Annotated in this window: 12 protein-coding genes; 8 read left to right on the top strand and 4 right to left on the bottom strand. The window is 73.0% G+C overall.

The annotated features are described in order from the left end of the window. The first annotated feature begins 25 nt into the window (after positions 1-25). The 6 genes from BMW99_RS01860 (at position 26) to BMW99_RS42855 (ending at position 6,753) form a co-directional block, all read left to right on the top strand. Positions 26-1,345 (top strand): hypothetical protein, encoded by a 1,320-nt coding sequence (locus BMW99_RS01860; RefSeq protein WP_079175892.1) that lies wholly within the window; start codon positions 26-28, stop codon positions 1,343-1,345. Positions 1,346-1,651: 306 nt separating this feature from the next. Further along, on the top strand, positions 1,652-4,381 hold the full coding sequence (locus BMW99_RS41870; protein WP_075016114.1) for a YfhO family protein: 2,730 nt from the start codon (positions 1,652-1,654) through the stop codon (positions 4,379-4,381). After that, positions 4,266-5,237 carry a glycosyltransferase family 2 protein gene (locus tag BMW99_RS01870; protein WP_245791155.1) on the top strand — a complete coding sequence of 324 codons (972 nt, stop codon included), beginning with the start codon at positions 4,266-4,268 and terminating at the stop codon, positions 5,235-5,237. Before BMW99_RS41870 ends, BMW99_RS01870 begins: the two co-directional genes overlap by 116 nt. Positions 5,238-5,332: 95 nt before the next feature. Next, a complete protein-coding gene (locus tag BMW99_RS01875; protein WP_407640257.1) occupies positions 5,333-5,761 on the top strand; it encodes a GtrA family protein in 429 nt (142 codons plus the stop codon). Between the two features lie 60 nt (positions 5,762-5,821). Continuing rightward, positions 5,822-6,043, top strand: coding sequence for a helix-turn-helix domain-containing protein (locus BMW99_RS01880; protein WP_069467011.1), 222 nt, complete (start codon positions 5,822-5,824; stop codon positions 6,041-6,043). Next, a complete protein-coding gene (locus BMW99_RS42855) occupies positions 6,040-6,753 on the top strand; it encodes a Clp protease N-terminal domain-containing protein (protein ID WP_079175893.1) in 714 nt (237 codons plus the stop codon). Before BMW99_RS01880 ends, BMW99_RS42855 begins: the two co-directional genes overlap by 4 nt. A gap of 68 nt (positions 6,754-6,821) precedes the next feature. Here BMW99_RS42855 and BMW99_RS01890 read toward each other — a convergent pair whose 3' ends face one another. Continuing rightward, positions 6,822-8,021, bottom strand: a complete 1,200-nt coding sequence (locus BMW99_RS01890; protein WP_245791133.1) for an endonuclease/exonuclease/phosphatase family protein — start codon at positions 8,019-8,021, stop codon at positions 6,822-6,824. Between the two features lie 87 nt (positions 8,022-8,108). Here BMW99_RS01890 and BMW99_RS01895 point away from each other — a divergent pair, with 87 nt between their 5' ends. Then, complete coding sequence (locus BMW99_RS01895) at positions 8,109-8,798, top strand: response regulator transcription factor (protein ID WP_069466906.1); 690 nt, start codon at positions 8,109-8,111, stop codon at positions 8,796-8,798. After that, positions 8,791-9,912 (top strand): sensor histidine kinase, encoded by a 1,122-nt coding sequence (locus BMW99_RS01900; protein WP_069466905.1) that lies wholly within the window; start codon positions 8,791-8,793, stop codon positions 9,910-9,912. Before BMW99_RS01895 ends, BMW99_RS01900 begins: the two co-directional genes overlap by 8 nt. A 38-nt stretch (positions 9,913-9,950) precedes the next feature. On the opposite strand, the gene BMW99_RS01905 is transcribed toward BMW99_RS01900, so the two are convergent. The 3 genes from BMW99_RS01905 to BMW99_RS01915 all read right to left on the bottom strand — a co-directional run bounded on the left by BMW99_RS01905 (position 9,951) and on the right by BMW99_RS01915 (position 12,867). After that, positions 9,951-11,027 carry an ABC transporter substrate-binding protein gene (locus BMW99_RS01905; RefSeq protein ID WP_075016116.1) on the bottom strand — a complete coding sequence of 359 codons (1,077 nt, stop codon included), beginning with the start codon at positions 11,025-11,027 and terminating at the stop codon, positions 9,951-9,953. A gap of 107 nt (positions 11,028-11,134) precedes the next feature. Continuing rightward, complete coding sequence (locus BMW99_RS01910) at positions 11,135-12,010, bottom strand: ABC transporter permease (RefSeq protein ID WP_075016117.1); 876 nt, start codon at positions 12,008-12,010, stop codon at positions 11,135-11,137. After that, positions 12,007-12,867: an ABC transporter ATP-binding protein gene (locus BMW99_RS01915; RefSeq protein ID WP_079138187.1), complete on the bottom strand. Its 861-nt coding sequence runs from the start codon at positions 12,865-12,867 to the stop codon at positions 12,007-12,009. The genes BMW99_RS01910 and BMW99_RS01915 overlap by 4 nt, the downstream gene beginning before the upstream one ends. Positions 12,868-13,155: the final 288 nt, after the last annotated feature.

A 13,155-nucleotide genomic window follows, 5' to 3' on the forward strand; every position in this document is an offset into this window, starting at 1 on the left:
GGCGACGAGACAGCGTGAGGCCGCGGTGAGCACACCGAGCAGCGCGCCCGACGGCGGGCCCCTGGTGGACCCCGGCGAGCCGGGCCGCCGCCTGCTGCCCGAAGGCACGGGCGAGTCCGTCCTGGCGTCGCTGCGTGCGGCCGGCCCGGCGCTGCTGCTCTTCGTCGCCGTCCGGCTCTTCACCGTGGCGACGTTGGCCGCGCTTTACCACGGCAGCTTCACCCAGGTGCTGCACCACCTCGCCGTCCACTGGGACGCAGGGTGGTACATGGACGTCGCCCGGCACGGGTACGACCGCACCCTGCACACCACGCTGGTCCACGGGCACGTCCACCGTCCCAACATCGCCTTCTTCCCGCTGTACCCCGCGCTGATCCGGCTCACCCACACGGTGCTGGGCGGCGTGGTGCCATGGGGCGCGTGCGGGCTGCTGGTGGCGGGCGGCAGCGCGCTGGTCGCCGCCTGGGGCATCCACGCGGCGACGTCCCACCGCTACGGTTCGCGGGTCGGGACGTTCACCGTCGTGCTGTGGGGGATCGGCCCGGCGGCCGTGGTGGAGGGCGCCGGCTACAGCGAGGCGACGTTCACCGCGCTCGCCGCGTGGGCGCTCCACGCCACCTTGACCCGCCGCTGGTTGTGGGCCGGTGGCCTGTCCGTGCTGGCCGGGCTGACCCGCCCGACGGCCATCGCGCTCGCCCTGGCCGTCATGGTCCCGGCCGCCGTGGAGATCCGCGCGCGCCTGCGCGCGCCGCGCCCCCTGCCCGGGGGCCGCCCGCACGACGCCCGGAGCCCGGCCGCGGGCCGCGACCGGACCGCCGGCCGGACCTCGACCGCCGCCGCGCTGTGGCGCCCGGCCGCGGCCGTACTGCTCGCCCCGCTCGGCTGGCTCGCCTTCGTCGTGTGGACCGCGTGGAGCCTGCACCGCTGGGACGCGTACTTCCGCGTCCAGGACATCTGGCACTCCCGCTTCGACTTCGGCCACTCCACGGTCCTGCGCTTCAGGACGCTGGTCACGCGTAGCGCCCCGGTGCACCTGTACGTGCCCGTCGTCACCGCCCTCCTCGTCGGTGCGGTGGTGCTCGTGGTCATCGGCGTGCTCCAGCGCCAGCCCCTGCCGTTCCTGGTCTTCAGCATCGTGACGGTCGTGATCGCGCTCGGCGACGCCGCGTACTTCAACTCACGCGCGCGCTTCCTGCTGCCGGCCTTCCCGCTGCTGGTGCCCATCGCCACGATGCTCGCCCGCCTGCGCAACCACGCCACCCTCATCCCGATCCTGGCGTCCGCCACGCTGGGCTCCGCCGCCTACGGCACCTACCTGATGCTGTACTCCTCCGCTGCACCGTGACGCCTGGCCCCCGGCGCCCGCCTCCGTTGCACCGGCCCCTCACGCACGGCTCACCTCGCGCACCGGCACCGCTCCGGCCGCGCCTGGACCCGCCGCACTGGTCCATGCGTGTGGGCCGGTCATCACGGTGGGGTACGCCAAGTGGCCACCGGGCGGGGCGAGGACGTGTGCTGGAGTCATGGGCCGCCGGCTCATGAGCCGTCGAGCCACGGGCCGGCGAGCCACGAGCCGGCGGCCGGCGCCGGAGGCCATGACGAATTCATCGCCGTCATCGTTACTACAAGGAGTAGAAGAACGGTTGCAGTGATGAGAACAGATCCGCACGAGGGAGCGAGGCGCTCCGCGCCGACCACCGGTCGGTCCGTCGGGCCGGACACGGCGGCATCCCTCCGGGGCACCGCCGAGCGGCCCGGCGCACAGGTCCTGGCCGCGCTGGTCGCGGCGCTGTCCGCGATGGGCGCCTACTGCCTGGCGATGGCCGTCCACGGCACCTACCCGTTCGGGCCGCGCTCGCGCGCGGTCAACGACCTCGGCAACCAGTTCGTCCCGCTGCACGCCCACTTGTGGGACCTGATGCAGGGCCACGCCTCCGGCGACCTGTTCTTCAACTGGAACAGCGGGTACGGCGTCCCCTTCCTGGCGGACTTCTTCACCTATCTGACCAACCCGTTCTCGTCGCTGGTCGCCTTCTTCCCCCGGGACGCGGTCCAGCTGCCGGTCTTCCTCGTCACCCTGCTCAGCCTCGGCCTGGGCACGGCCCTGATGACGGTCTTCCTCGGGCGGCTGCACCGCGGCTCGGCGTGGCTGCGCGCCGCGCTGGCGATCGGCTACGGCGTCAGCTCCTGGATGGTCTCCGACGGGTTCTCCGACCCGATGTGGATGTGGGTCCTGGTCTCGCTGCCGGTGCTCGGCATCGTCGGCGACTGGGCGCTGCACGGCCGCCGGTGGGTGCTCGGCGCCGTCCTGGTGGCGGTGTGCTGGGCGGGCAACTTCTACACGGCCGCGATGGCCACCCTCGGCATGGGCCTGGTGCTGCTCGTCCGCCTCGCGCTGGACGCACGCCCGCTGCGCGAGCGCGGCCGCGCCCTGCTGCGGGCCGTCTCGATGACCGCGGCGGGTGTCACGCTGGCCGCGCCCGTCCTCACCGTCACCTTCCTGGCGAGCAGGGCGTCGCAGCCGAGCCCGCCGGCCACCTACGCGGGGCCGCCGAGCCTCACCACCTACGTGGCCCACCTGCTGCCCGGCGGTCCGTACCCGACCGCGCCGCGGGTCTCCGTGGGCGTGCTGGGGCTGCTGCTGGTGCTCACCTTCCCCTTCATGCGGCGGGTGCGCGTCCGGGAGCGGGTGCTGTGGGCGGCGCTGCTGCTGGTGGTCGCGCTGTCCTACGTGTGGGAGCCGACGATCCTGCTGTGGCACGGCCTGGCGATGCCGAACGGCAGCCCCTACCGGGCGGCGGTCACCATGACGGCCATGCTGACGTCGGTCGCCTGGCTGGCGCTGGCCCGCCGGCCGCGGCCGCGCGAGCTGCTGGGCGGCGCCGCGCTGCTGGCGCTGCTGTGCGCCGCCGCCGGCGGCAGCCGCTACCTCACGGCCGGCGACTGGATCCTGGTGGTCTCGCACGCCGTGCTGCTGGTCGGGCTCCTGCTGCTGCTCCGGCGCGGACCCGGCCGGCCTGCCCGGGCGGCGATCGTCGGCGCGCTGGCCGGCTCGGTGGTCCTCGCGAGCGCGTACAGCGTCTACTCCGTCACCGTGCTGCGCGACCAGAACATCCACTGGCAGCCGAAGCGGACCTTCGACGCGCAGTCGCTGAACGCCGCCGGGGTGATCGCGGCGCGGGACGACTGGCCGGCCTCGCGCACCGACACCGGACCGCACGAGTTCGCGGACAACGACCCGCTGCTGCTGGGCGGCGAGGGCGGCTCGTACTACAGCAGCTACGTCCCCGAGCGCAGCGCCCGCACCCTGCAGGCGCTGGGCGCCGCCTGGTACATCCAGGGCCGCCACGTGCTCAGCTACAACGATCCCGTCAGCCGGGCGATCATGGGCGTGAGCAGCTACCTCGTCAGCCCGCCGCACGCCGCGGGTCCCGTGCGCCGCGTGGTCGCCGCGCCGCCCGTGGTCACCCTGCGGCCGGGTGCGGCCTTCGACTCCGCCGCGCGCGACACCTCGGTCTTCGCACGCCAGGAGCGGGTGCTGGGCAGCACGGTCTACACGGTGCCCGCCCTCACTCCCGCGGCGGGTTCGGCCGCCACGGCCCGCGGCGACAGCTGGCATCTGCCCGGCACCGCGGGCGGCCGTCCCGCGGCGGCCTTCACCGCCCGCTGCGCGCCGGGCCGCCTCGCGTACGTCTACGCGCCGTGGTTCTCCGGCGAGCTCCGCGCCGACGGCGTCACCTACCGGCCCGGCGGCGCCTACCCCATGACCGACAACGGGATCCTGCCGGTCGGCACGGTCCCGGCGAGCGGCGTGGTGACGCTCCAGCTGTCCGGCAGCCGGGCCCAGGACATCCCGCGCCTGCCGCTCGGATGCCTGGACCGCAGCGCGCTCGACCGCGCGATCACCGGCCTGCGCGCCTCCGGGCCGCTGACGGTCGCGGCGGGCGGCCACACCATCGGCGCCACGTTCCGCCCGGGCAGCACGGGAACGGCAGTGATCGCCGTGCCCGCGGTGGACGGGTGGACGTGCGGGGTCGGCGGGTCGGCGGCGCGGGCGCCGGGCACCCTCGGCGGCCTGATGGCGCTGCGCCTCGACGGCGCGTCCCGGATCGCCTGTTCGTTCCGACCCCCCGGGCTGGACCCGGGTCTGCTGGCGAGCGGCCTGGCGCTCGCCGTCCTGCTGGCCGTCGCCGTCGCCGGCCGCATCCGCAGCCGTTCGTCGCGTGCCGTCACGGAGAACGCCGATGATGAAACTGTCGCTCGTCGTGCCCTGCTACAACGAGGAAGCGGTCGTCGACCGTTTCGACGCCGCCACCCGGGAGGTGCTGGACGCGCTGCCGGTCGCGTACGAGATCTGCTACGTGGACGACGGCAGCAGTGACCGGACCCTGGCCAGGCTCCGCCTGATCGCCGAGCGACACCCGCACGCGACCCGCTACGTGTCCTTCAGCCGCAACTTCGGCAAGGAGGCCGGCATGCTCGCCGGGCTGCGGGAGACCACCGGCGACGCCGTCGTCATCATGGACGCCGACCTCCAGCACCCGCCGGAACTCATCGGCCGGATGCTGGAGTTGTACGAGCGGGGCCACGACCAGGTCATCGCCCGGCGCGGCCGCCAGGGCGACGGGGCGCTGCGCTCGGTGCTCAGCCACGCCTACTACCGCGCGATCAACAAGTGGGTCGACGTCGAACTCACCGACGGTGTCGGGGACTTCCGGCTGATCTCGCGGCCCGTGGTCGAGGCGCTGCTGGCCCTGCCGGAGTACAACCGCTTCTCCAAGGGCCTGTTCTCCTGGGTCGGGTACGACACGGTCAGCTTCGACTACCGCAACGCCGCCCGGGGGGCGGGCGAGTCCAAGTGGCGGTTCGGCGCGCTGCTCAACTACGGCATGGACGGCCTGGTCTCCTTCAACAACCGCCCGCTGCGGCTGGCGATCTGGCTCGGCCTCACCCTGGCGGGTCTGGCCGGGCTCTACGCGGCGTGGATCATGGTGACCGCCGTCACCTACGGCGTCACGCTGCCCGGGTACGTCACCCTGGTCGCGATCATCGTCGGCCTGGGCGGGGTGCAGATGGTGATGCTGGGGCTGATCGGCGAGTACATCGGCCGCATCTACTACGAGACCAAGCGCCGCCCGCACTTCCTGGTCAAGGAGCGGAGCGGCCCGGTCCTCGGGAGCGCGGCCGCCGCCCACGACCCTCGTCACCAGGCGCTGCGGCGGGGCAAGGTGCTGTGAGGGTGGGCCCGGGCCGGAGGTCGGGCAGGGCATCGGACAGGGGGTCGGGCCGCCGGGCGCAGTCCGCGCAGATCCTCCGGTTCGTCCTGGTCGGCGTGGTCAACACCGCGACGTTCTACGGCTGTTACCGGCTGCTGCTGCCCGCGCTGCCCTACTTCGCCGCATACACCCTCGCGTTCCTGGTCAGCATGGCCGGGTCGTTCCTGATGAACACCTACTTCACCTACCGCACCCGCCCCAGCTGGCGGAAGTTCGCCCTGTTCCCGCTGACGAACGTCACCAACTACCTCGTGCAGAGTGCCGGGTTGTTCGCGCTGGTGGACTGGCTGGGCATGAGCGAGAAGGCCGCCCCGCTGGTCGCGGCGGCGGTCGCCGTACCGTTCACGTACCTGCTGTCGCGACGGATCCTGGTCCCCCCGGGCGCTCGTCGCGCACCGGCGCCCGATCCGACCCCCGCACCGGCGCCCGATCCGGCCCCCGAGCCGGACCCCGGCCGGGGGACGGCCGGGCCGGCGGAGCGCTGACGGCGCGCAGCTGTCAGCATGTGTTGACGCAATGCGAGGCGTCAGCATATGCTGACAGGCATGCAGAGCACACTCGAAATCGCCGAGGGCGCTGCCAGCAACGACCCGGAGGTCGGGCTCCGCGCGGTTGCCGCCCTGAGAGAACTCACCGAACGCCTGGAGATCCTCCAGATCGAGAACGCACGGAAGCTGGGGTGGACCTGGCAGGACATCGCGGAACGCCTCGGTGTCACCAAGCAGACCGTGCACCGCAAGTACGGCCGTCTGATCGGGAGGCGATGATGTTCGAACGCTTCGCCCCCGACGCGCGCACGGTGGTGGCCCACGCGCAGGACCACGCACGGCGGCTCGGGCACCAGTACATCGGCTGCGAGCACCTCCTGCTCGCCCTCGTGTCCACCGACCAGCCGGCGAGCGCCGTGCTGCGGGAACACGGGGTGACGTCGGCGCGCGTGGAGGAGGAGATCGTCCGCCAACTCGGCCTCGGGCCGGGGTCCCTGCTGTTCGGGAGCCTCAACCGCGACGCGCTGGCCTCCATCGGAATCGACCTCGACACCGTGCGTGCCAGGATCGAGGAGTCCTTCGGCCCGGAGGCCCTCGTCCGCGCCGGCCGGACCGTCCACGAAGGCGGCCACCGCTCCCGGTTGAGCCCGTGGCGTGCGGTTCCCCCGGGCCTCACACGCCATTTGCGCCGGCGGCGGCCCACCGGGCAGAAGGTCCTGACGGGACCGGCCTCCGCTGCCGGCGGCCGCTACCAGGCCGCCGGCGCCCCCCAGGGCCACATCCCCTTCGCGCCGCGCGCGAAGGAGACGCTGGCGGACAGCGTCCGCGAGGCGGAGGCGCGGCACGACGCGTACATCGGCGCCGAACACCTCGCCCTCGGCCTCATCACCAGGGCCGCCGGGCCGGTGCCCTCCCTCCTGTCGGCCCTCGGCGCGTCGGGCCCGGCGCTGCGCGCCGCGATCCTCGACCGCTACCGCCCGGCCGGCTGACCGGATGCCCCCGCCCGGGCGGGGGTCCGCGTCACCGGTGCGCGTTCACGGCCTGCCCGGCCCGGTGGTCACCAGCCGAGGCGGGCCGCGACCGGCAGGTGGTCGCTGCCCGTGGCCGGGAGCACCCACGAGCTGTCCGGCGTCACACCCCTGACGAGGATCTGGTCGATCCGCACCACGGGGAACGTCGCCGGCCAGCTGAAGCCGAAGCCGTTCCCGGCCACGTCCTGGGCCGAGCGCAGCTGCGACGTGATGCCGTGGAACGCCCGGTCGCCGGTGCTGCCGTTGAGGTCGCCGAGCAGCACCACCCGCCGGGTGGGGTCGGCGGCGACGGCCGAGGCGAGCGCCTGCACACCCCGGTCCCGCTGCCCGGTCCCGAAGCCCGCCCGGGGGTTGACCCGCACCGACGCCAGGTGGGCCACGTACACCGCGAGCGGCCCGTGGGCGGTGGCCACCGTGGTGCGCAGCGCCCGGTTCTCGGCCATGCTGACGCCGGCCGGCTTGGTGGCCGCGAGCGGCCCGTAGTCCATCCCGGCGTCGATCGGCCTGGTGCCCGACAGGGGCAGCCTGCTCCAGATCCCGACCGTGCCCAGCACGGCGTGGTACGGGTACGCCGTCGCCAGCTCCTTCTCGTACACGATCCGGGCCGGGTCGGCCAGTTCCACGAGGGCCAGCACGTCCGCCCCGGAGGCGGCCAGGTCGCGGGCGGTGCCGGCCGGGTCCGGATTGCCGGCGTCGACGTTGTGCTCGGCCACGGTCAGGTCGCCGCCCGGGTGCGAGCGGTCACCGAGCAGTCCGCCGAAGAGGTGCAGCCACACCAGGACCGGCAGCAGCAGCGCGGCCACCGCGGCGGCGGAACGGCGCAGCAGCGCCGCGGCGAGCAGCACGGGAACCAGCAGGCCGAGCCATGGCAGGAAGGTCTCCACCAGACTGCCGAGACTGCCGATCCCGTTCGGGATCTCGGCGTGCAGCAGCATGACCAGGCCGAGGAGCAGCGCGAGCGCCGCGAGGACCGGGCCGCGTTTCCAGGGCCCCGGCCGGGATCCGGCGTCGATCAGCCGGTGGACACGCGCGCGCCAGGTCCCGGCGCCGGCGGGCCCGGCACCGACGTTCCCGTGACCGGCGTGCTCGTGACCGGCGTGCTCGTGACCGGCGTGCTCGTGACCGGGCTCCTCCAGCGCGCCCCCTCGCCCGTTCTCCCCCGCGTCCGCGGGCGGACGAAAGGCGTGCGGGGGCTCGCCGCCCGTGCCCATGGCGATGTGATTCATGCCGCCAGTCGAGCCGGCGGGGTGTTGCCACCGCGTATGCGGTTGCCGATATGCCCGCGATACGCGCCGGCTCGTAGCATCGGGACCATGCGCGTGCTGATCGTCGAGGACGAGCCCTACCTGGCGGAAGCCATCCGCGACGGCCTGCGTCTGGAGGCGATCGCGGCCGACATCGCGGGGGACGGCCACACCGCTCTGGACCTGCTGGGCACCAACGCCTACGACATCGCCGTCCTCGACCGCGACGTCCCCGGGCCGTCCGGGGACGAGATCGCCGCGCGCATCGTCGCCTCCGGCAGCGGCATGCCGATCCTCATGCTCACCGCGGCCGACCGTCTCGACGACAAGGCCAGCGGGTTCGAGCTCGGCGCCGACGACTACCTCACCAAGCCCTTCGAGCTCCGGGAGCTCGCGCTCAGGGCGCTCGACCGCAGACGCGCCCACAGCCGGCCGCCGGTGCGGGAGATCGCCGGCCTGCGCCTGGACCCGTTTCGCCGGGAGGTCTACCGGGACGGCCGCTACGTCGCGCTCACCCGGAAGCAGTTCGCCGTGCTGGAGGTCCTCGTCGGTGCCGAGGGCGGCGTCGTCAGCGCCGAGGAACTCCTGGAGCGCGCCTGGGACGAGAACGCCGACCCGTTCACCAACGCCGTGCGGATCACCGTGTCGGCGCTGCGCAAACGGCTCGGCGAACCGTGGGTCATCGCCACCGTGCCCGGCGTCGGCTACCGCATCGGCGCCAGGCCCGGCGACGCGGATGAGGGAGCGGGGCGTGGATAGGGAGCCGGGCCTGAGCGTCCGCCTCAAACTCACCCTCAGCTACGCCGGATTCCTCATGCTCGCGGGCGTCGTGCTGCTCGCCGCGATGTGGGTGCTGCTGCTCCGCCACACCCATATCGGCGTGATCATCATCGTGCGCAGCCACACCGACCTGCTGCGCGACTTCGGCCCGGACACCGCCCTCGTGCTGGCGTTCCTGCTGGTGTTCGGCCTCGTGGGCGGCTGGATCCTGGCCGGCAGCATGCTCGCTCCCCTGCAGCGCATCACGGAGGCGACCCGCCTGGCGTCGTCCGGGTCGCTCTCCCACCGGATCCGGCTGCCGGGCCGCGAGGACGAGTTCCGCGAACTCGCCGACGCCTTCGACACCATGCTGGCGCGGCTCGAGGCGCACGTCGCCGAGCAGCGGAGGTTCGCCGCCAACGCCTCGCACGAGCTGCGCACGCCGCTGGCGGTCTCGAAGGCCCTGCTGGACGTGGCCCGCACCGACCCGTCGCAGGACGCCGCACAGGTCATCGACCGGCTCCACGCCGTCAACACCCGGGCCATCGACCTCACCGAGGCGCTGCTCGTGCTCAGCCGCGCGGAGCAGGCGTCCTTCACCCGGGAGCCCGTCGACCTGTCGCTGCTGGTGGAGGAGGCCACCGAGACCCTGCTCCCGCTCGCCGAGAGGCGCGGCGTCACCCTCGACGCCTCCGGCGACGTCGCCCCGGCGCTCGGGTCGGCGCCGCTGCTGCTGCAGATGACGACGAACCTCGTGCACAACGCCGTCGTCCACAACCTGCCCGGGCGGGGCACCGTGTGGGTGTCCACCGGCGCCCGCCCCGGCGCCATGTGGCTCACCGTCGAGAACACCGGTGAGCGGATCGCCCCGGAACTGGCCGCGACGCTCACCGAACCGTTCCAGCGCGGCGCCGAGCGGGTGCACGCCCACCGCACCGGCGTCGGCCTGGGGCTGGCGATCGTCGCGAGCATCGTCCGGGCCCACGACGGCTCCCTCACCCTCACCCCGCGAACCGCGGGCGGCCTCCGCGTCACCGTGGAGCTGCCCGCGGCCGCGGCCACCGCCCGGGGCCGCCCCGGTGGTGGCGGCCCCGGGCGGCCCCTGAGCGGGTGAGCCTCGGCTGCCGGCCGTTGGCTGCCGGCGCTCGGCGCTCAGCCGTCGGCACCGGCCGGTGCCGTGGTCGTGGTGAAGCCCTCCTTCTTGTTCGCGCTGAGGGCGAAGGCGTTGGTGAACGTCGTGCTCAGGTCCACCGGCGACGTCACCGCGCCGACCATCTTCTCGGTGGCCAGCGCGGTCTTCGGGCCGCCGGCGGGCATGATCCCGTCGGGCAGGAACTGCCCCTTGTCCTCGTTCAGCGCCGTGATGTAGTCGGCCTTGGTGACCAGCTGGTTCTGTACGAAGGACTGCGGCAGCCGGTCGGCGATGTCGGCCGCGCTGTGGGCGTTGATCCAGTGCATGGTGGCCACCAGCGCGTCGACGACCTTCTGCGCCGCGTCCTTGTGCGCGGTCACCCAGTCGGTGCGGGCGAGGACGCCCGCGGCCGGGAACGCGCCGCCCAGCGCGGCCTTGGCGCCGTCGGTGGTGGCCAGGTCGACGGCGGAGGTGCCGACGCCCTTCTTCTGGATCGCGGCGACGGTCGGCTGCGTCGTCATGACGCAGTCGGCCTTGCCGTTCTGCAGGGCGGCCACCGCGGTGGACCCGGCACCGACCGCGAGCCGGTGGAACTCGCCGGGCTTCACGCCCTTCTGCGCGGCGATGGCCTGGGTGAGGGTGTCGGTGCCGGAGCCCAGGTCGGTCACGCCGAGCGTCTTGCCCTTGAAGTCGGCGCCGGACTTCACACCGCTCCTGGCCGTGCACATCTCCCGTTCGCCGGGCGCGCCGGACAGCTGGACGATGTCCTCGACCGCCTTGCCCTTCGCCTGGAACTCGATCGTGTGGTTGTACCAGGCGCCGGCCATGTCCACCTGGCCGGAGGCCATGGCCTCCTCGGCGCCGACACCGCCGTCCTGCTCGGTGCTCAGCTCGACCTTGACGCCGTACTTCCGGTAGAAGCCGAGGCTCTCGGCGAGCTGGTACGGCAGGTAGATCTGCTTGTCGATGCCGCCGACCATGAGCCTGACGGTCGGGGTGCCGCCGGACGCGGACGACCCGGAGTGCCCGGAGCACGCGGAGACGGTGCCGAGGGCGAGGACGGCGGCGAGCGTTGCGGTGAGGGTTCTCTTGGACATGGCGGGGCGTGCACCTTTCGGGGAGGAGCGCGCGCGGAACGGGGCGCGCGTAGGGGACGGGAGGGAGCGAGAGGGGAGTCGGCGGGGACGGCGGACGAGGGCGCCGCTCAGAGGGAGTTCGCCTCGGTGGGAGCGGGCGGCCGCCAGGACAGCAGCCGGCGTTCGAGCTTGCCGATCAGCCATTCCGCGCCGAGCACGATCACCGCGATGACGAGCATCGTGGCGAACACGCCGTTGGGATCGAAGTTGTTCTGCGCGGTCTTGATGACCAGGCCCAGTCCGCTCTGCGCTCCGAGCACCTCGCCGACGAGCGCGCCGACGATGGCGAAGCCGAAGGCGCTGTGCAGGCTGGCGATGATCCAGGTCAGCGCCGAGGGCACGATGACGTGCCGGGTGATCTGCGTCCGGGAGGCCCCGAGCACCCGGACGTTGGCGAGGACGCTGCGGTCGACCTCGCGGACGCCCTGGAAGGCGTTGAAGAAGACGATGAAGAACACCAGCACCGCGGCGAGCAGGATCTTCGGGGTGACGCCGATGCCGAAGGCCACGATGAAGATCGAGCCGAGGACGATGCGCGGAACGGCGTTGACCATCTTGATGTAGGGACCGAGGACGTCGGAGAGGTAACGGCTCTGGCCGAGCGCGACCCCGAAGACGATGCCGGTCACGGCACCCACGGCGAAGCCGGCGAGCGCTTCCTGGATGGTGGTCCAGATGTTCTGGTAGAAGGAGCCGAACTGGGTTCCGTGCTGGAAGAGTTCGATGAGCCTCTTCCAGATGCCGGAGGGCTGCCCGTAGAAGAACGGGTCGACGATGCCCCACGTCGTGGACAGCTGCCAGCCGCCGATGACGACGGCCGCGAGGGCGATCCGGCCCGCCCACACCAGGGCGGTGCGGCGACGCGCGGCCCGCCGGGCGGCGCTCGCGGCCGCGCCCTTGGTGACGTCGGAGAGGGCGGCGGAAGCGGTGGACGTCGTGCTCATGCCGTGCCTCCCGCGGTGAGGGCGTAGGCGCGTTCGACCTCTTCGCGCAGGGTGTCCCAGATCTGGTGCTGGAGTTCGATGAACCGTGGCTGGAAGCGGATCTCCTGGACCGAGCCGCGCGGCCGCGGCAGGTCGATGTCGAAGACCGCCTTGACCGAGCCCGGGCCGGACGTCATCACGACGACCCGGTCGGCGAGTGCCACCGCTTCGTCGAGATCGTGGGTGATGAAGATGACGGACGGCCGGATCTGCTCCCACAGGTTCAGCAGCTCGGTCGACATGATCGCCTTCGTCTGCACGTCGAGGGCGCCGAACGGCTCGTCCATGATCAGGATCCTGGGTTCGTTGATCAGGGCGGCGGCCATCGCGACGCGCTTGCGCATGCCGCCGGACAGCTGGTGCGGGTAGCGGTCCTCGAAACCGGCGAGGCCGACGCGGCGCAGCCAGTCACGGGCCGACGCCTGCGCCTGGCGCTTGGGCACCCGGCGGAAGACGGGACCCATCAGGACGTTGCCGAGGACCGTCTTCCAGGGCAGCAGCGCGTCGGTCTGGAACATGAAGCTGACGCCGTCGGTGATGCCGTCCACCTCGCGGCCGCCGACGCGGACGGACCCCTCGCTGGGCCGGTCGAGGCCGGACACCATGCTCAGCGTCGTCGACTTGCCGCAGCCGGTGGGACCGACCACCGCGCAGAACTGGCCGGGTTCCACGGTGAACGAGACGCCGCTCAGCGCCGTGAACACCTCGCCTGCGGGGGTCAGGAATCGTTTCGTGAGCCCGGATATCTCGATGCGTGCGTCCGCCTGGTCCGCCGCACCGGTGCCCGGGCTCGTCGCGACATCGTTGCGCGAGGCCATGGGGGGACCGCTTCCTTCCGTCGTTCGGGAATCCCCGGCCGTTCCGCGCGGTCCGCCGGGCGGTGTGCCCGGGGTTCCTCGCAGGCCGAGGAAGGCAGACGCTAGAGACGGCACCGCGTTACGTCGCTGTTTCCGAGCTATCCCGCGAAAGCCGCGTAACCCGGAGTTCTGCTCGTTTTGCTCAGCGGGCGGAGGGTGGGCAGCGGCCGGTGGGTGCGGCACAATCGCGCCACCCGCGCATTCAGGAACGCCTGTCCAGGAGCGGGCGTCCGGCGGACGCCCGGCGCG

The sequence above is a fragment of the Actinacidiphila rubida genome (genome assembly GCF_900110255.1).
Lineage (GTDB): Bacteria > Actinomycetota > Actinomycetes > Streptomycetales > Streptomycetaceae > Actinacidiphila > Actinacidiphila rubida.

Bases quoted from the DNA above. Each gene is read 5' to 3' on its own strand.
- BMW99_RS41870 (WP_075016114.1), top strand. From the start codon at position 1,652: ATGAGAACAGATCCGCACGAGGGAGCGAGGCGCTCCGCGCCGACCACC.
- BMW99_RS01880 (WP_069467011.1), top strand. From the start codon at position 5,822: ATGCAGAGCACACTCGAAATCGCCGAGGGCGCTGCCAGCAACGACCCG.
- BMW99_RS42855 (WP_079175893.1), top strand. From the start codon at position 6,040: ATGATGTTCGAACGCTTCGCCCCCGACGCGCGCACGGTGGTGGCCCAC.
- BMW99_RS01890 (WP_245791133.1), bottom strand. From the start codon at position 8,021: ATGAATCACATCGCCATGGGCACGGGCGGCGAGCCCCCGCACGCCTTT.
- BMW99_RS01895 (WP_069466906.1), top strand. From the start codon at position 8,109: ATGCGCGTGCTGATCGTCGAGGACGAGCCCTACCTGGCGGAAGCCATC.
- BMW99_RS01905 (WP_075016116.1), bottom strand. From the start codon at position 11,027: ATGTCCAAGAGAACCCTCACCGCAACGCTCGCCGCCGTCCTCGCCCTC.
- BMW99_RS01910 (WP_075016117.1), bottom strand. From the start codon at position 12,010: ATGAGCACGACGTCCACCGCTTCCGCCGCCCTCTCCGACGTCACCAAG.
- BMW99_RS01915 (WP_079138187.1), bottom strand. From the start codon at position 12,867: ATGGCCTCGCGCAACGATGTCGCGACGAGCCCGGGCACCGGTGCGGCG.